The organism is Paludibacterium sp. B53371 (assembly GCF_018802765.1).
Classification (GTDB): domain Bacteria; phylum Pseudomonadota; class Gammaproteobacteria; order Burkholderiales; family Chromobacteriaceae; genus Paludibacterium.
Map to the genome: position 1 here is coordinate 1,413,816 of NZ_CP069163.1, position 17,686 is coordinate 1,431,501.

A 17,686-nucleotide genomic window follows, 5' to 3' on the forward strand; every position below is an offset into this window, starting at 1 on the left:
CTTCATTAAAAGTGAAATGTGTCATTCACATGTCATGGATTGGCTGATCCGCGTCAAATAAATCCCTCTTAGCCTAGTCAAAACATGTCAATCATGTTGCATAGATATCTTCATCGGAAGAGAATATTGCAACGGTAAGCGTTGGCCAGCCGTTCTCAGGACAGATGAAAGAACCGTGTGACAGTATTTACTGATAAGCTACTCGGTGTTTACAGGTTTGCATGGTGAATCTACAATCTGCGCCCTCAGAATGTGCTGATGTTTCGGCCAATTCGTCCCGGATTCCGCACAAATGCGGCGTTGTCTGGGGTCGATGTGGCGCCATGTTGCCAGCAAGGGCAACCTGAAACACAAGACCCTGGCTCGAGGCGCAACGCTGCTTCGGGCTTGCTCTTTTGAGAGTGTGTCATCCAGGCCGGCTGGCGGTCGGGAGCACATTTCCTATCACCAACGATGCGAGTTGATAAAGATGAAGATCGAACTGAAACGTGTGAGCCTTGCTGTTGCGGCTGCCATGATGGCTACCTCCGCCTTCGCTGCAACCTTTGCTCCCGCCGTGGTGTACGACCAGGCCGGTAAATTCGACAAGAGCTTCAACGAGGCCGCTTACAAGGGCGCCGAGAGCTTCAAGAAGGAAACCGGTGTCGCCTACCGCGATGCACAGATTTCTTCCGACGCACAAAAAGAGCAGGTTCTGCGCGATATGGCGCGCAAGAACATGGATCCGATCATCGCCGTAGGTTTCTCCTACACCCAGGCGATCGAATCCGTGGCCAAGGAATTCCCGAAGACCCGTTTCGTCATCATCGACTCCGTCGCCAAGGGCCCGAACATTGAAAGCATCCTGTTCAAGGAACAGGAAGGCTCCTTCCTGGTCGGCATGGCTGCTGCCATGAAGTCCAAGACCCACACCGTCGGCTTCATCGGCGGCATGGACGTTCCGCTGATCCGCGCCTTTGCCTGCGGTTACGTTCAGGGCGTCAAGTACGTTGACAAGAGCGGCAAGGTTATCCAGAACATGACCGGCACCACCCCGGCCGCCTTCAATGACCCGGCTCGTGGTACCGAGCTGGCCAAGAGCCAGTTTGACCGTGGCGTTGACGTCGTCTTCGCCGCTGCCGGCGGTACCGGCCTGGGCGTACTGCAATCGGCCAAGTCGGCCGGCAAGTACTCCATCGGCGTAGACAGCAACCAGAACTACCTGCACCCGGGTTCCGTGCTGACCTCCATGGTCAAGCGCGTTGACATCGCCGTGTACAACACCTTCAAGGAAGCTCAGAAGGGCACCTGGAAGCCGGGCGTCAAGATCCTGGGCCTGAAGGAAAACGGTATTGACTGGGCGCTGGACAGCAACAACCGCAGCCTGATCACCCCGGATATGGAAAAGCGCATCAACACCGCACGCTCTGCCATCATCGCCGGCAAGATCAAGGTCGCCGACTACCGCACCAACAACAGCTGCCCGGTTCAATAAGGCAGCAACGTCCTCATCAGGATCAGAGCAATCCCGTGACGGTCACGCCAGCCAGTGGCGGCGTGGCCGTTTGATTTGTGCGGGAAGGTCTCAGGGTAATCAGCATTCAGGGAAATACAAGAATGACCGACTTAGCCATCGAGTTGATCGGCATCTGCAAGAGTTTTGGCGCCGTCGCGGCCAACCGCGATATCGAAATGAAGGTTGCCAAGGGCTCCATCCACGGCATCATCGGCGAGAACGGGGCAGGCAAATCCACCCTGATGAGTATCCTGTACGGCTACTATCAGGCGGATGCCGGCACCATTCGCGTCAATGGCAAGGAAACGCAAATCCGCAATAGCCAGGAGGCGATTCGCCTCGGTATCGGCATGGTGCATCAGCACTTCATGCTGGTCGACACGTTCACCGTGCTGGAAAACATCATTCTGGGCGCCGAAGGCGGCCTCGTGCTCAAGCACGGTGTCAAGCAGGCGCGTGCCCACCTCAAGGAACTCAACAAGGAATACGGCCTCGAGGTCGATCCGGATGCCGTCGTCGGCAAGCTCGGCGTCGGCCTGCAACAGCGCGTCGAAATCCTCAAGGCGCTGTATCGCGGCGCCGACGTGCTGATTCTGGACGAACCGACCGCCGTACTGACCCCGCAGGAAGCCGACCATCTGTTCCGCATCCTGCGCACCCTGAAAGAGCAGGGCAAGACCGTCATCCTGATCACCCACAAGCTGCGCGAAGTGCTGGACATCACCGATGCCGTCAGCGTAATGCGTGGCGGCATGATGGTTGGCAACGTGCGCACCGCTGATGTCAGCAAGGCCGATCTCGCCGACCTGATGGTCGGTCGCAAGGTCAACCTGCAAGTCGACAAGGCCCAGCGCGAGCCGGGTGAAGTCGTGCTGTCGGTCAAGGGACTGAACCTGGTCGATACCCGTGGCGTCGGTCTGCTGAAAGACATCAACCTGCAGGTACGAGCCGGCGAAATCGTCGGCATCGCCGGGGTGGCCGGCAATGGCCAGTCCGAACTGCTGGAAGTGCTGGCAGGCATGCAGACCAGCACCTCGGGTGAAATCATCTACAAGGGCCAGAACCTCGGCACGCTCAAGTATCGCCAGCCCAAGGCTGCCGTGCTGCGTCAGCTCGGTATTGCCCACGTGCCGGAAGACCGTTCGCGCGAGGGGCTGGTCAAGGCCTTCCCGAATTACGAGAACGCCATCCTCGGCTACCAGTGCGACAAGTCGGTCTGCCGTGGCCCGCTCTACAGCCGCAAGGCGCTGATCGAGCGCATGAACCACCTGATCCAGCAATTCGACATCCGTCCGGACAATCCCATGCTGCGTGTTGGTCTGCTGTCCGGCGGCAACCAGCAGAAGGTGGTGCTGGCACGGGAGATCCATGCCAATCCGGATCTGCTGCTGATCGGTCAGCCGACCCGTGGCGTGGACATCGGTGCCATCGAATTCATCCACCGCCGGCTGGTCGAGCTGCGCGATGCCGGCAAGGCCATCCTGCTGGTCTCGGTGGAACTGGAAGAAATCATGTCGTTGTCTGACCGCATCCTGGTGATGGCTGGTGGACAGATTACTGGCGAAATGGCCGGCAAGGACGCAACCGCCCCGGCCCTTGGCCTGTTGATGGGCGGAGGAGACAAGCATTGAAGTTCGGTCAACCATCCACTTTGCCGCGTTGGGCACAGCTGACGATTCTGCCGGCGCTCAACCTGTTGGCGGCACTTCTGGTCACCGGTCTGGTGACCTGGGTCATCGGCGAAAGCCCGCTCGAATGCCTGAAAATCCTGGTGCATGGTGCGTTCGGCTATGGTGAAGGGCTGGGTTACACCCTGTTCTACACCACCGACTTCATCTTCACCGGCCTGGCGGTCGCGGCAGCGTTCCATGCCGGCCTGTTCAACATCGGTGGTGAAGGTCAGGCCTATCTGGCCGGCCTGGGGATCACCCTGACGGTATTTGCCTTCGACAAGGTCCTGCCGTTCTGGATCCTGATGCCGCTGTGCATGATCGCCGCGATGGCCTTCGGTGCCGCCTGGGCCTATATCCCGGCCTGGCTGCAAGCCAAGCGTGGCAGCCACATCGTGGTCACCACCATCATGTTCAACTTCATCTCCTACTCGCTGATGCTGTATCTGATCGGCCACCACCTGATCGAGCCGGGTTCGCAGAATCCGACCACCCGCGAATTCGGTCAGAACTCGTGGATGCCGTCGATGCAGAACATCCTGGGTGGCCTGGGTATCCATATTTCCAATACCCCGCTCAACGGCACCTTCTTCCTGGCCCTGATCGCCTCCGTGCTGTTCTATCTGGTGGTCTGGCACAGCCGCTGGGGCTACGAACTGCGGACCGTGGGGACCAATGAACATGCGGCACGCTATGCCGGCATGAACGTCACCAAGGTCATCATCCTGGCCATGTGCGCTTCCGGTGCCCTGTCCGGTCTGGCCTCGGTCAACGAACTGCTGGGCTCGACCCACCGCATGAACGTCCTGTTCACCAACGGCATCGGCTTCGTCGGTGTGGCCGTGGCGCTGATGGGCCGCAACCACCCGGTCGGCATCATCCTGTCGGCACTGCTGTTCGGCGGCCTGACCCAGGGCGGGCTGGAACTGTCGTTCGCCAAGCCGCTGATCACCCGTGAAATGGTGCTGCTGATCGAAGGTCTGGTGATCCTGTTCTGCGGCGGTCTGGAAAATCTGTTCGAGCCGATTCTGGCTTCGTTCTTCAAGCGGGGGAAATGACATGGATCAGTACATCAGCCTGCTGGCGTCGACCATTCGCGTGGCCACGCCCCTGGTGCTGGCCGCACTGGCCGGCCTGTTCTCCGAACGCTCCGGTGTCGTCGACATCGGCCTGGAAGGCAAGATGCTCACCGCCGCCTTTGCCAGTGCCGCGGTCGCCTTCTACACCGGCAACCCCTGGCTGGGCCTGCTGGCCGGCATGATCGCCGCCACGCTGCTGTCCATGCTGCACGCACTGGTCTCCGTGACCTACAACGGCAACCAGCTGATTTCCGGCATGGCCGTCAACACCATTGCCTCCGGGATCACGCCGGTACTGGGACTCGCCATGTTCCAGCAGGGCGGCAACTCGCCGCAGCTGGACGATGTGGCGCGCTTCCACGAAATCACACTGCCGTTCGCCGACTCGGTGGCCAATGTGCCGGTACTGGGGCCGATCTACAGTGGCCTGATTTCCGGGCATTGCATCCTGGTCTATCTGACCTTCCTGATCGTGCTGCCCCTGGTGACCTGGACCGTCTACCAGAGCCGCTTCGGCCTGCGTCTGCGCGCCGTGGGGGAAAACCCGCATGCGGCCGACACCGCCGGTATTTCCGTGGCACGCATCCGCTATCTGGCGCTGCTGTGCAACGGCATGCTGTGTGGCATGGCCGGTGCCTTCCTGTCGGTCTATCAGACAGGTTCCTTCATCAAGGAAATGACCGCCGGCAAGGGCTTCCTGGCTCTGGCGGCACTGATCTTCGGCAAATGGCGTCCGACCTACGCCGTACTCGGCTGTCTGCTGTTCGCCTTTGCCGATGCGGTACAGATTCGTCTGGAAGGCGTGCCCCTGCCGATCATCGGCGAGATTCCGTCGCAGTTCATCCAGGTGATTCCGTACGTGCTGACGGTATTGCTGCTGGCCGGCTTCGTCGGTCGCGCCGTGGCCCCCAAGGCGATTGGCATTCCGTTCGTCAAGTCGCGCTAAGCCGCACTTCGACTCCCAGGACAAAACGCCGGCTGGATTCAGCCGGCGTTTTTTTATCTTCGCCAGCCGGCGAAGATTGGCAGATTGGCGATATTGCTTGTCAGGATTTGTTTTCCCTGCCGCTCTAGAATGAGAACGTGATTCATTTACCTGCAAGCGATTGATTTTCATGAAAACCCTGACACCTGCCCTGGATGGCCAGACTGCCGGCAAAGCCGCTGGTGGCCTGGCGGTGGCCGTACTGGCGGCCATCAGCTTCTCCCACTTGCTCAACGACATGATGCAGTCTCTGATCTTTGCGCTCTACCCGATGCTCAAGACCGCGCATCAACTGAGCTTTGCACAGATCGGCCTGATCACGCTGACCTACCAGATCACTGCCTCCCTGCTGCAGCCACTGGTCGGGCTCTATACCGACAAACACCCCCAGCCCTATTCACTGGCCATCGGCATGGGCAGCACCCTCTGCGGACTGATGCTGCTGTCGTCGGCGCAGAGCATGCCTTCGCTGCTGCTGGCCTCCGCCATGGTCGGCATGGGGTCGTCCATCTTCCACCCCGAGTCCTCGCGCGTGGCGCGCATGGCCTCCGGCGGCCGTCACGGCCTGGCGCAATCCGTGTTCCAGGTCGGCGGTAACCTGGGTTCTTCGCTTGGTCCCCTGCTGGCCGCCTGGATCATCCTGCCGCGCGGGCAGGGCAGCGTTGCCTGGTTCGGACTGGCCGCCCTGATCGGTATGGTGGTGCTCTCCGGCGTAGGCAACTGGTACCGCCATCATCAGCGCACCCAGGCCAAAAAGGCGGCCAGTGCCGCGCTGTATGGCGAAGGCCTGTCGCGCGGACGCGTACTGTTCTCGCTGTTCATTCTGGCGATGCTGATCTTCTCCAAGTACTTCTACCTGTCCAGTCTGACCAGCTATTACACCTTCTACCTGATCAGCAAGTTCCAGCTCAGCGTACAGTCGGCGCAGATGCATCTTTTCCTGTTCCTGTTTGCCGTTGCCGCCGGCACCCTGATCGGCGGACCGATCGGAGACCGAATCGGACGCAAACGCGTCATCTGGGTCTCCATCCTGGGCGTGGCCCCCTTCACCCTGTTGATGCCCTATGCCAACCTGTTCTGGACGGAAGTGCTGTCCGTGGTGATTGGCCTGGTACTGGCCTCGGCCTTCTCCGCCATTCTGATCTATGCCCAGGAACTGGTCCCGGGCAAGGTCGGGGCCATTTCCGGCCTGTTCTTCGGCTTTGCCTTTGGCATGGGCGGGCTCGGTGCCGCTGCACTGGGTATGCTGGCAGATCGCACCGATATTTTCTTCGTGTACCACGTCTGTGCCTTCTTGCCCCTGCTGGGTTTGCTGACCATGTTCCTGCCGGATTTGCATCGCATGCGCCAACAAAAGGCGTGATCAGCGTCGGTATTTTGTTTCTTTTAGGTAAACTATAAGGTGAATATATTGGTGTTTATTGTCTTTTCCGATGCATGTATAGTTTGACTCATGCCACACCGCACTGATGGTGCCGCAATCCAGACAACTGATAAGGAACAAGACCATGAAAACCCTGACCATGATGATCGCCACGATGACCCTCTCCGCCGCAGCCTTTGCCGGTGGCCAGGTGACCGAGTCTACTGTCCAGGTTCGCCTGGGCAAGCCGGTGCAAGACACCGTGCAAATGACCACGGTGTCGGGCAGCAATGACACCGCTGCCAGTGACAAGGCGCAAGACGTACGCGGCTGGCGCCAGGACTACAGCGGCCGTCATTAATATGCCGCTGATCCCAAAAAAACCCGGTGCGACCGGGTTTTTTTATGCCCGTTACGCCAGGGTGTCGTCAGCATGTCGAGAGTATTGTTTCGTATGAGTGAACAGGTAAGACAATAAAGTGATATTTATTGCCTAAAACGATGCATGTATAGTTTGACTCATGCCACACCGCACTGATGGTGCCGCAATCCAAACAACAGATAAGGAACAAGACCATGAAAACCCTGACCATGATGATCGCCACGATGAGCCTCTCCGCCGCAGCCTTTGCCGGTGGCCAGGTGACCGAGTCCACTGTCCAGGTCCGCCTGGGCAAGCCGGTGCAAGACACCGTGCAAATGACCACGGTGTCGGGCAGCAATGACACCGCTGCCAGTGACAAGGCGCAAGACGTACGCGGCTGGCGCCAGGACTACAGCGGCCGTCATTAATATGCCGCTGATCCCCAAAAAACCCGGTGCGACCGGGTTTTTTTATGCCTGTTACGCCAGGGTGTCGTCAGCATGTCGAGATTATTGTTTCGCATTGGTGAACAAGTAATAAAATAAAGTGATATTTATTGCCTTAATTGATGCATGTATAGTTTGACTCATGCCACACCGCACTGATGGTGCCGCAATCCAAACAATTGATAAGGAACAAAACCATGAAAACCCTGACCATGATGATCGCCACGATGACCCTCTCCGCCGCTGCGCTTGCCGGTGGCCTGGATAATGATTCCGCTGTTCACCAGCAAATGAGCAAATCGTCCCCGCATGCTGCACAGGCCTCGAACGATGTGAGTACCTTTGGCAACCCGGTCAGTGACCAAGCGGAAGCAGCGATGGCAGGCCATCCTGCACATAACAGCCGTCGCTAAGATGGCCCGACTAAAAAACCCGGTGCGACCGGGTTTTTTAATGCCTGCCAGTCTTGAAGGGGGAGAAGAGGATGCCGCTGGTCTGGTCTCCGGGCTCGGTAGCCTGAACAAGGTACATGGGGCAGATCCATCCTGTGCCATCAGGTTGATGCGGTTGTCATGGGGTGTGTTTGCTGCAGAGACCAGAAACAATGAGGGCAAGCAGCTGGCTTTTCAACCGTGATATTGTTTCTCTATAAGAAATAAAGAAGTGAATAAATTGATATTTATTGCCATAAATATAGCATGTATAGTTTGACCCATGCCTCACCGCACTGATGGTGCCGCAATCCAAACAACTGATAAGGAACAAGACCATGAAAACCCTGACCCTGATGATCGCAACGTTGTCCCTCTCTGCCGCAGCCTTTGCCGGTGGCCAAGTGACCGAGTCCACTGTCCAGGTCCGCCTGGGCAAGCCGGTGCAAGATACCGTGCAAACCACGACGGTTTCCAGCAGCAAAGAAACCATGGCCAATGACAAGGCAGGCGATGTACGCGGCTGGCGCCAGGACTTCAGCGGCCGTCACTGAGACAAAGCAAAAAAAACCCGGGATTCCCGGGTTTTTTTTCGTCTGAAGAATCCTCAGGGGGTATTTTTGCCGGAGGTCGTGACGGTTGGCGTCAGCAGACACTGCCCGCTGACCTGGCCGGTACGCACCCCGGCAATCGACATATTGGCATTCAGCGTGCCGGCGGGCAGGTCGATCTGATAGTCATTGTTGGACTGATCCAGCGTCAGACTGAAGCGGACCAGCTGTGGATTGACTGTCACCTGATGCACCCGGATCGGCACCAGATCCGGACGGCGGATCGAGCCGTTATTTTCGTCAATGATGAAGACGATATCCGACATCTTCAGCGGGATATCGCTCGAATCATTCAGTCGCAGCGAGCGGGAGCACTTGGCGCTGATCAGGGGATGAATCACGTGCCCGGCACTGAGCGCGCTGAAACGCAGCGAGGCAGCGGCAAAAATGGTGCTGCCATCCTCACCGTTGTGCCCCTGGCACTCCTGGATGATGCGCGTGGTACCGAGATCCCATTGATAGTGCAGATCCGTATAGCTGTGCGCCCCCTTGCCGGCCGCGCTCGCCAGACGATAGCTGCCATCCACCGTGATGGTGGGCGGGCCGAAATGATGCATGGCCCAATTGAACAAATTGCCGCAATGATCCGCCTGACTGTCTTCGCCGGGTGAATAAATGGTGAGTTGCTGCGCGGGTTGGCCATCGACCTTGTTATCCAGTGTCGCCTGCCAGTCGATCCCGTCGAGCTTGAACGCCTGAATCCGGTCATGCGATGTGTTGCCGCTCTGCTTGCCCAGATAGCTGACCCAGCCACGATCCTGCCAGATCGCCGAAGACGGGGCCTGATACCAGTCGAGTTGTTGCCAAAACAGCGCATCGCCCAGCCACTCGGGCAAGGTGCGCCCGGCCGCCAGGCTGCTGCCTGTCCAGACGCTGATGACCAGCAGCGCCAGTGTTGTCCATTTATTCTTCATGTTTTCAAATGGTTGCGGTTCCGTCCTGACCCGTGACTGCCTCGCAGCCAGCGGACGGAGCGTTGAAAAGATCGTGAGTGTAGCAGGGCGTCAATCGCCTCACCATGACAAAAATCGACCCCGGTGTCCGGGGCCGATGGGGGGCGGTCAGTGGCTCAGCGTTCAGAGGGCGATGCCTGTACCTGCGCCTGACGCCGCTGCCAGGCGCAGTCGGCGATTTGATGCAGGATGGCGGAGGCGACGGCGGTCTTTTCATTACTGAGCGCCACCCGCATGGCCTGACCCAGTTGCCTGATCCTGGCCTCGGAACAGTCCGGTGTCGGGTGGCAATCAGACGCCAGTACCGGCGGGCTGGCGAAGACCAGCAGCCACAGGCTGGCAAGGGGGAAATGCAATCGGGACATGATCATCCTTTCATTGGGTTGTCGGCAACGTATCCGTTCAGGGACGCGTGAAAGCATGGCATGGCGCCGGCCGACAGGATGTCAGTCAATGGGTGTATTGCTTGTAGGGGGAAACGAAGTTCAGGATGAGGATCTGGCCCGCGATCGCATCAGGCCACGGTGTTGATCATGGCGGCGATGCGCGCGGCATCGGGGCGAGCCCCCAGGACCGTGACGTGATGATCGACAGGATCCACCTTCAGCATGAAGGCGGGTTGTTGCGGAATGCCGGCGGCACGCAGCTGAGCCATGAGTGCGGCATCCGGAAATTGCAGCTGCGTCGAACTGCTCGCCTGCGCATTGGCCGACTGAGCCACCGTGGCCTCTTGCTGCAACAGGGCACGCGCCTGTGGCGACAAGGTCACCCGTGTCGAGTCCGTGCCCGGCTCGGGCAGCGCTTCGTCCGGACTGAGCGACGCGCTACGGGCAGGGTTTGCCGCTGTCGCGGCAAAATCTGCCTGTCCGGCAAAAGTCGTCTGGCTGGCATAGGCGGTCTGAACGGTAGCAAGCGTCGCGCTCATGGCTGACTAGGGGTCCATTGGGTGGTCATTGTCCTGTCAGAAATAGCAATTAGCGTGCCAGTGACGTATCAAAGTGCGGCTGTATGACCGGGATCGTTCGCTCCTGAGCCACCGCGGCCCATTGTGGCGGGAGCGGCGGCAGACCGCGCACATGATCCGCGATCTTTTCCGCCAGCATGATGGTGGCGGCATTCAGATTGCCGCTGAGAATCCGCGGCATGATCGACGCATCGACTACCCGCAAGCCGGCGATGCCATGCACGCGACCTTGGCCGTCCACCACGGCCATGGCATCGGCACTACTGCCCATCTTGCAACTGCCGCAGGGCTGCAGGGCCGACTCGGCATGGCGCAGGATGAAATAATCCAGATCACTGTCACGCCAGGCCGCGCTGCCGGGCTGCTGCTCCTCCAGCCGAAAACGCGCCAGGGCGCTTTGCGACATGATGTCACGCGTGATGCGGATCGCCCGGCGAAATTCGACCCAGTCATCCTCATGCGCCATATAGTTGAACTGAAGCCGGGGCGGGTCCAGCGGATGGCGTGTCCGCAGCCGGACCTGACCGCGACTGGGGGAACGCATGGGACCGACATGGCATTGCAGACCATGCGCGGGCGGGGCGCCGTCGCCCTCATCGTGGCCGGCCAGCGGCTGAAAATGGAACTGCAGATTGGGATAGGCGCAATCCTGATGCGAGCGCAGGAACCCGCCCGCTTCAAACTGATTCGAAGCCCCCAGTCCGCCACCCGTCAGCAACCATTGCGCTCCGATTTGCCACTGCTTCCACCAGCGGGTCGCCGGCGTGAGCGAGACCGCGTCATGGCAGGTGAACTGGAGCGTGGCGGCCAGATGATCCTGCAGGTTGTGCCCGACCCCCGGCAGATGCGCGATGACCGCGATGCCCATGGCGGCCAGCTCGGCCGCCGGACCGATCCCGGAGCGCAGCAGCAATAGCGGGCTGCCGATGGCGCCGTTGCAGACAATCACCTCGCGACGCGCATACGCCGCCTCATGACCATCGCCACTGATCACCCGGACACCGCGCACCTGACGACCCGTCAACAGCAGACAATCCGCCACACTGTGGGTGCGGATGGTCAGGTTGGGGCGCTTGCGAGCCCGGTCCAGATAGGCATAGGCACTGCTGCAGCGGCGCCCGCCGGTCGTGGTCGTCCGTGCCAGCGGACCAAAGCCCTCCTGGCGGAAACCATTCAGATCACTGCTGTGCATGTGCCCGGCCTGAATGGCTGCCTGAATAAAGGCCTGATAGAGCGGACTGTGCTGCCAGTCGGGCTGCGTGACCTGCAACGGACCGCTGCCGCCGTGATAGGCATTGATGCCGCCATGATGGCACTCCGCCTTGCGGAAATAGGGCAGACAATCCGCGTAACGCCAGTCGGCCAGGCCGGGCAGGCTGGCCCAATGCTCATAGTCCCGGGCATTGCCGCGGCTGTAGACCATGCTGTTGATCAGCGAAGACCCGCCCAGGCCCTTGCCACGATGCTGGCGCATGCGGCGCATGCCAAGATGCGGTTCCGGCTCGGTCTGATAAGCCCAGTTGTAGCGAGTGCCGCGCAACGGCCATGACAGTGCGGCCGGCATTTGCGTGCGCCAGTCGGCCCGCCAGTCCGGCCCGCCGGCCTCCAGCAACAACACACTCACCGCCGCATCCTCGCTCAGGCGTGCGGCCATGACACATCCGGCTGAGCCGGCACCGACAATGATGTAATCAAACTCTTCGCAACGGGACATGCTTTGCCTCCGACGACTCACAGAATGGTCCTGTTCTAGCGTGCCGGATTGGTAATGACAAATGCATTGAGTATGTGATATGGAAATACGAAACGGCTGCGAGCCCGACGCCATCTGCGCCTGACCCGCTCGGCAAGCCCGCGCCGGGGCGGGCATGACTGACCGGAATGTCAGGGAGACAGCGCCTGATCCACCAGGTGCTTCATGGTATCGGACTGGTTGAAATGCTCAATTTGCTGATTCAGCTGGGGCAGCAGCCAGTCCGTATTCGGTCCGCGGCGTCCCAGCAGGAAATGCAGACTATTCGGCGCGACGTCATCCAGCTTGCCAATGATCACCCCGTTGATGTCCAGCTGGTTCGGGCCGGGCAGGGCATTGCCGAGAATGATTTCCTGCTCGCCGAGAAAGTAGTCGCACAAACCGCTGCGCAGCATGCGGACCAGCTCCTGATAACTGTTGGCGTGGGTGTTCAGCTTGCCGACAGGCAGGCCATAGCGCGCATAGGAATACCCGAACAGACCGCAGCCCTGATAAGGCAGCAGCTCCCGGGCATGTCTGACCGGCATGCCGTTGGGAAAACGACTGCGCAGATAAAAGAAAGTCGAAGCCGTCTGGTAATAGGCCTGACTGAGGCGGAAGTCCTGCAACCGCGCCGGATCATAGGTGACATCCGGCGCCATGTCATAACTCCCTTCCTTCAGATAGGCCTTGCAGCGTTGCCAGGGCATGATGGTGATGCGATAGCGCAGCCCGAGCCGGAGAAACATCTGGCGCATTAATTCCGCGGTCGCACCATGTGTCTCACCATTAATGGACATCAGGAAGGGGGCAAAATTATTGTCGTCACAGACACGGATGACGTCCCTGTCCGCGGCCAGACACGGACGAGCCAGTGCCAGCATGCCAATGAGCAGCAGAAACCCCAGGCTTGTCCTTCGCCTGGAGGAAGCAGGGCTGAAACCGCCGTAGCGAAGCATGGCTGGCTCTCCGGAACAATGCAGCTCTCATTATTCTAGCCCATGAGCCTGTCACCGGCAGCCCTTGTCCCGCATGCTCACACTTCGAAATAGTCACCCGAGGCAAAGAAGGCGCCGCCGGAAATGTAATGCAGTGTCTGGCTGTCGCTGTCCGGGAAATGCCAGCGTCCGTCGCTGTACAGTGCCGGGTCCGCCCAGGCGGCCGTCACTTCCCCCAGAAACAGATCATAGCGCTCGGCCATGGCCGGCTCCGGCAGGATCCGGCACTCCAGCCAGGCCGCACAGCCCTGAACCAGCGGCAGATCGCTCTGACCGAGAAAAGTCTCGATGCCCTGTTCGGCAAACTTGTCGCCATCGCGCCCGGAACGAGAGCCCACTGCGACCACTTGCGCCGCCAGCGCCCGGGTCGGAATGTTCAGCGCAAAGCGGCCGGATGCCTCAATCAATTCCCGGCTGCGGGTTTGCCGGTCGATCACGACCGCCACCTTGGGCGGGTCGAAATCCAGCGGCATGGCCCAGGCGGCCGCCATGATGTTGCGCTCACCCTGATGGGCGCTGGTGACCAGGGTCACCGGCCCATGGTTGAGCAGGCGGTAAGCCTTGGCCAGTTCGACGGCAACAAAAGAGGGAAGCTTGCTCATGGACAGTACCAATTCGGCATGAATAAAGCGCCGATGGTAACGCTGAATGCCCGGGGCAGCCAAGGCTTCACCGGCCAGCGCGCCCGCCCGGCGGGGCTCACTGCCGACCGTGGCCGGATCGTCGCATCGCGGCTATGCCGTGTGATTGCCGGCTTTATGATGTACCGCAAGATTTCTGCCTCATATTGCATGCACAATGACAAAAAACGCTCATCATTGAGGACAAAATGGATAATATTCTCGAACGGTTCTTCCGCTACGTCGCAGTCGATACCCAATCTGATCCCGAGGCCGATCGCGTGCCCAGCACCGATGGCCAGCTGAATCTGGCCCGTGCACTTTTCAAGGAACTGACCGAACTCGGTTTCGAAGAAGTGTCACTGAATGAAAAAGGCTGTGTCATGGCCACCCTGCCATCCAACGTCAACTGGCCCGTGCCGGTGATCGGCTTCATCGCCCACCTGGATACCGCGCCGGATTGCAGTGGCAAGAACGTCAAGCCGCAAATCGTGGAAAACTACCAGGGTGGCGAGATCAAACTCGGCACCAGCGGCGAAGTGCTGTCCCCGGCGCGTTTCCCGGTACTCAACCAGCTGATCGGCCAGACGCTGATCACCACCGACGGCACCACGCTGCTGGGTTCCGACGACAAGTCCGGTGTGACCGAGATCATCACCGCCATGCTGCGCCTGCGCGAACAGAACCGCCCGCACGGCTCCATCCGCTTTGCCTTCACCCCGGATGAAGAAATCGGCAAGGGCGCCCAACATTTCGATGTGCCGGCCTTTGGTGCCGAGTGGGCCTATACCGTGGATGGCGGCGGTGTCGGCGAACTGGAAGCGGAAAACTTCAATGCGGCTTCGGCCAACATCAAGATCTACGGCAACAATGTGCACCCCGGCAGCGCCAAGGATGTGATGGTCAACGCCATGACCCTGGCCACCCGGATTCACCAGATGCTGCCGGCAGAAGAAACCCCGGAACACACCGAGGGCTATCAGGGCTTCTTCCACCTGATCTCGCTCAACGGCACGGTGGAGAAGGCCGAGATGAACTACATCATCCGCGACTTCGACCGAGACAACTTTGCCGCCCGCAAAACCCGCATCCAGGACATTTGCGCCCAGGTGGCCCAGGGCCTGCCAAGCGACTGCCATATCGATGTCACGCTGAAAGACTCCTACGCCAATATGCGCGATGAAGTGGCCAAGTTCCCGCATGTGGTGGACATTGCCCGCCAGGCCATGATCGACCTCGCGATCGAACCGGAAATGTGCCCGATCCGCGGTGGTACCGACGGTGCCCAGCTATCCTTCCGTGGCCTGCCGTGCCCCAATCTGTTCACCGGCGGCTACAACTTCCACGGCAAGCACGAGTTTGTCACCCTGCAAGGCATGGAGAAGGCAGTCGCCGTCATCATGCGCATTGCCGAGCTGACCGCCGACCGCGCGCGCTAAGCGGGCTGGTGTCGCGTGCAAAAGGGTGCCTCGGGCACCCTTTTTTGTTGGGGAGGACCGCAGCGGCCTGCCCCCTTGACCTCAGTCGTCGTAGCAGCCCTTGCTGGCCAGCATGGAGCAGGTGAGGGGACGATCCGGGCTCAGCCACGGCTGCTTCTTTTCCTTGCGCAAGGCCGCCAGATCACGATCCTTGGCCACCCACTCCGCATTGGCACGCAGGTACTGCTGGCAGGCATGACGGTACTGATCGGCCTGCGACTGAACGTACTCATCCAGCGGCGTGGCAAAGTTGTAATTGTTCTTGCGATAGGTCTGCATGCTGTCGTTGATGGCGGCCAGATTGTCCTGCATGCGGCGCTTCCAGTTGTCGGCAGCGTACTGATCCTGATTGAAGTATTGCGCGGCAGACTGCCAGGAACCCTGCGTCTCGCGCCGTTTCAGCTCGACATACGATCGCGCCAGCGCCTGGCGTTTGACGTCATCCGCCCCGATATTGTGCAGCGGTGTAAAGGCACGCATGCCGGCAGGCAGCGGACAGGACAAGGATTGCAGGATGGCCTGCGCCTTGAAGTAGGTGGTGTCGGTCACGTCTTGCTGGTCGTGCTCGGAGGTGCCGCCCGATGCATTGCACCCCGTCAGCAGGATGGCTGGCAGCAGGGCCAGAACCATGCATATTTTTTTCATGAGAATGCCCGCCCTTTTTCCCGGATATCATAGCAGAGCGGGGCGTCTGCGGCACCAGGTCGGCGTCAGCGTCCGGTCGGCGGTGTATAGGGCGTCGGGTCGTGCAATTGCAGGCCATGGACATCCTCCGGATACAGCGAGCGCAGGCGATCGATCTCCTGCTCCAGAATATCGATATAGGCCAGCAGGATGCATGACACGATGCGATGCTGCTCGATGTCGACATCCGATGGCTCGAAGTCGGTCCAGAATCGGGTCAGCTCGATGGCTTCCTGCAAGTCCGGCATCAGTCGCGGTTTCATCGCTTCCTCTTTGAAATCACCAGCACAATGGATGGCCTGCCCGATCGTCGGGGGGATGAGCACGCCGATGACCGTCAGTCATTGTTGGTTATATCACAGCGTTTGTGACATGCAGGATAAGTATTGATTTAAAATAAGATCTGAAAGCGCCCGAACAGCAGCTTGCCGTTCAATGATTAACAATAATTGAAAGTGTTGTTAGTTGGCGCGGGCCTGGGTGGTTTTTTTACAACAACGTCATGGCGTCATATGCTGCAGTTGCCAGATCAATGCGGCGGCGCGCGCTGTTGCCCAGGGTAAGGATTCGGTTTGCAGGGTTTCCTGCTTGCTATGAGCCCCCTGTCCCCAGGGGCCAAGACCATCTAGCGCGGCCTTCACTTTGTTTGCGATATAAGAGATATCCGCACCCCCACGGTTTGCTGGTGGAACGGCGTGCAAGGTTGGGCCACCCAGTTGTTGGTTCAGAGCGCTCATGGCGTCGAGCAGCGCCAGGTTGCCCTGCGTGGCAGTCATTGCCGGCATCCGCGGTAGCCATTGCAGTTGGCTGCGCGTACCGGGCAAGGATGTACGGGTCAACTGCTGCAACATGTCGCGTGCCGCAGCGCGTTGGCCTTCATCACTGAAGCGGGCATCGCCATGCGCCAGCGCACTGGCGGCAATGATGGTTTTCTGGCCACTGGCCTGACCCTGACTGCCTTCGGCATTCTCGCTGACTTGCTGGCCGCCCAGCAAAAGGCCAGGGTTGAGAGTTAGCCCCGGGAAGTCGGCCTGCCGCTGACGCAATGCATCCAGTATCCGGGCCAGTTCGTAGATCGCTCCTGTCCCGCTATCAGGCGCAAACAGGGTGGAGGAGTGTCTCGACTGGCCGCTACTCTGAATGATCCATTCATCCAGTCCACGCCGCCCGATCACCATTTCATCCGGCGCCAGCGAAAACTCAAAGCCGAGCGCGATGGTGCTGTCGTTGGCGGCCTCTATCAGCGCCCGTCGTGACGCCGAGACGGGCCGGGCCGCCTGCTCCTCGTCGCCCGTCAGGATGATCGTGATGGCCGCATCGTTCAGCTCCCCCACCGACTGCAGGGCTTCCAGTGCGCCGACCATCACCACCAGCCCACCCTTGTCGTCGATGACGCCAGAGCCAGTTGCCGTTTTGCCATCGGCACTCAGTTGAAACCGCCCTGATGGCGTGTCTGCGGGCAAAACGGTATCCAAATGGCCGATCAGTAACAAGTGTGGTCCGCGCGAGCCGGGGTGGCGAGCAACCAGGGTGCCGGCATGGCCGGTTTCCGCAGGCAAGTCCTGCCAGTGGGTCTCGAAACCCAGAGCTTCCAGACGTGGGCGCACCAGCTCGCCGACAAGTCGAACACCTTGGGCATCGCTCGTGTTGCTTGACTGATTGACCAGTGTCGCCAGCCACTGCAGTTGTCCCTGTTGCGCCGCTTGGGCATGTTGCAGCATGGCTGGCAGCGGCGTCGGTGGGGCTGCCATGGCGAGGGAGGCGGATACCAGTATCCACAAGGCAGGGAAGAGCGATAGGCGCATGGGTGTGT

19 protein-coding genes are annotated in these 17,686 nt (G+C 59.9%); 10 read left to right on the forward strand and 9 right to left on the reverse strand.

Going from position 1 to position 17,686, the window contains the following annotated elements:
• Positions 1-469 precede the first annotated feature (469 nt).
• The 9 genes from JNO51_RS06695 to JNO51_RS06735 all read left to right on the forward strand — a co-directional run bounded on the left by JNO51_RS06695 (position 470) and on the right by JNO51_RS06735 (position 8,387).
• Entirely contained in the window at positions 470-1,474 is a 1,005-nt protein-coding gene (locus tag JNO51_RS06695) for a BMP family protein (RefSeq protein ID WP_215782233.1), read from the forward strand.
• A 122-nt stretch (positions 1,475-1,596) separates the two neighbouring features.
• Positions 1,597-3,126, forward strand: a complete 1,530-nt coding sequence (locus JNO51_RS06700; RefSeq protein WP_215782234.1) for an ABC transporter ATP-binding protein — start codon at positions 1,597-1,599, stop codon at positions 3,124-3,126.
• The gene (locus tag JNO51_RS06705) at positions 3,123-4,223 is read left to right on the forward strand and encodes an ABC transporter permease (RefSeq protein WP_215782235.1); all 1,101 of its coding nucleotides are present in this window, start codon (positions 3,123-3,125) and stop codon (positions 4,221-4,223) included. The genes JNO51_RS06700 and JNO51_RS06705 overlap by 4 nt, the downstream gene beginning before the upstream one ends.
• Position 4,224: 1 nt before the next feature.
• Positions 4,225-5,190, forward strand: a complete 966-nt coding sequence (locus tag JNO51_RS06710) for an ABC transporter permease (protein ID WP_215782236.1) — start codon at positions 4,225-4,227, stop codon at positions 5,188-5,190.
• A 169-nt stretch (positions 5,191-5,359) separates the two neighbouring features.
• A complete protein-coding gene (locus JNO51_RS06715) occupies positions 5,360-6,592 on the forward strand; it encodes an MFS transporter (RefSeq protein WP_215782237.1) in 1,233 nt (410 codons plus the stop codon).
• Positions 6,593-6,737: 145 nt separating this feature from the next.
• Positions 6,738-6,953 (forward strand): hypothetical protein, encoded by a 216-nt coding sequence (locus JNO51_RS06720; protein ID WP_215782238.1) that lies wholly within the window; start codon positions 6,738-6,740, stop codon positions 6,951-6,953.
• A gap of 215 nt (positions 6,954-7,168) precedes the next feature.
• Complete coding sequence (locus JNO51_RS06725) at positions 7,169-7,384, forward strand: hypothetical protein (protein ID WP_215782239.1); 216 nt, start codon at positions 7,169-7,171, stop codon at positions 7,382-7,384.
• A 215-nt stretch (positions 7,385-7,599) separates the two neighbouring features.
• The gene (locus JNO51_RS06730; RefSeq protein WP_215782240.1) at positions 7,600-7,815 is read left to right on the forward strand and encodes a hypothetical protein; all 216 of its coding nucleotides are present in this window, start codon (positions 7,600-7,602) and stop codon (positions 7,813-7,815) included.
• 356 nt (positions 7,816-8,171) lie between these two features.
• The gene (locus tag JNO51_RS06735) at positions 8,172-8,387 is read left to right on the forward strand and encodes a hypothetical protein (protein WP_215782241.1); all 216 of its coding nucleotides are present in this window, start codon (positions 8,172-8,174) and stop codon (positions 8,385-8,387) included.
• A 53-nt stretch (positions 8,388-8,440) separates the two neighbouring features.
• On the opposite strand, the gene JNO51_RS06740 is transcribed toward JNO51_RS06735, so the two are convergent.
• The 6 genes from JNO51_RS06740 to JNO51_RS06765 all read right to left on the reverse strand — a co-directional run bounded on the left by JNO51_RS06740 (position 8,441) and on the right by JNO51_RS06765 (position 13,693).
• Positions 8,441-9,358, reverse strand: a complete 918-nt coding sequence (locus JNO51_RS06740; RefSeq protein ID WP_215782242.1) for a hypothetical protein — start codon at positions 9,356-9,358, stop codon at positions 8,441-8,443.
• Between the two features lie 155 nt (positions 9,359-9,513).
• Positions 9,514-9,762 carry a hypothetical protein gene (locus JNO51_RS06745; RefSeq protein ID WP_215782243.1) on the reverse strand — a complete coding sequence of 83 codons (249 nt, stop codon included), beginning with the start codon at positions 9,760-9,762 and terminating at the stop codon, positions 9,514-9,516.
• Positions 9,763-9,911: 149 nt separating this feature from the next.
• A complete protein-coding gene (locus JNO51_RS06750; protein ID WP_215782244.1) occupies positions 9,912-10,322 on the reverse strand; it encodes a hypothetical protein in 411 nt (136 codons plus the stop codon).
• 49 nt (positions 10,323-10,371) lie between these two features.
• Positions 10,372-12,075: a choline dehydrogenase gene (gene betA / locus JNO51_RS06755; RefSeq protein WP_215782245.1), complete on the reverse strand. Its 1,704-nt coding sequence runs from the start codon at positions 12,073-12,075 to the stop codon at positions 10,372-10,374.
• Between the two features lie 170 nt (positions 12,076-12,245).
• Complete coding sequence (locus JNO51_RS06760) at positions 12,246-13,052, reverse strand: ABC transporter substrate-binding protein (protein ID WP_215782246.1); 807 nt, start codon at positions 13,050-13,052, stop codon at positions 12,246-12,248.
• A gap of 77 nt (positions 13,053-13,129) precedes the next feature.
• A complete protein-coding gene (locus JNO51_RS06765) occupies positions 13,130-13,693 on the reverse strand; it encodes a flavin reductase family protein (protein WP_215782247.1) in 564 nt (187 codons plus the stop codon).
• 227 nt (positions 13,694-13,920) lie between these two features.
• Between JNO51_RS06765 and pepT the strand changes: the two genes are divergently transcribed.
• Positions 13,921-15,150: a peptidase T gene (pepT, locus tag JNO51_RS06770; RefSeq protein ID WP_215782248.1), complete on the forward strand. Its 1,230-nt coding sequence runs from the start codon at positions 13,921-13,923 to the stop codon at positions 15,148-15,150.
• Between the two features lie 81 nt (positions 15,151-15,231).
• Here pepT and JNO51_RS06775 read toward each other — a convergent pair whose 3' ends face one another.
• From JNO51_RS06775 to JNO51_RS06785, 3 genes are all read right to left on the reverse strand, one after another.
• Positions 15,232-15,834, reverse strand: coding sequence for a hypothetical protein (locus JNO51_RS06775; protein ID WP_215782249.1), 603 nt, complete (start codon positions 15,832-15,834; stop codon positions 15,232-15,234).
• Positions 15,835-15,899: 65 nt separating this feature from the next.
• Positions 15,900-16,136 carry a hypothetical protein gene (locus JNO51_RS06780; protein ID WP_215782250.1) on the reverse strand — a complete coding sequence of 79 codons (237 nt, stop codon included), beginning with the start codon at positions 16,134-16,136 and terminating at the stop codon, positions 15,900-15,902.
• A 237-nt stretch (positions 16,137-16,373) separates the two neighbouring features.
• Complete coding sequence (locus tag JNO51_RS06785; RefSeq protein ID WP_215782251.1) at positions 16,374-17,678, reverse strand: M20/M25/M40 family metallo-hydrolase; 1,305 nt, start codon at positions 17,676-17,678, stop codon at positions 16,374-16,376.
• Positions 17,679-17,686 lie beyond the last annotated feature (8 nt).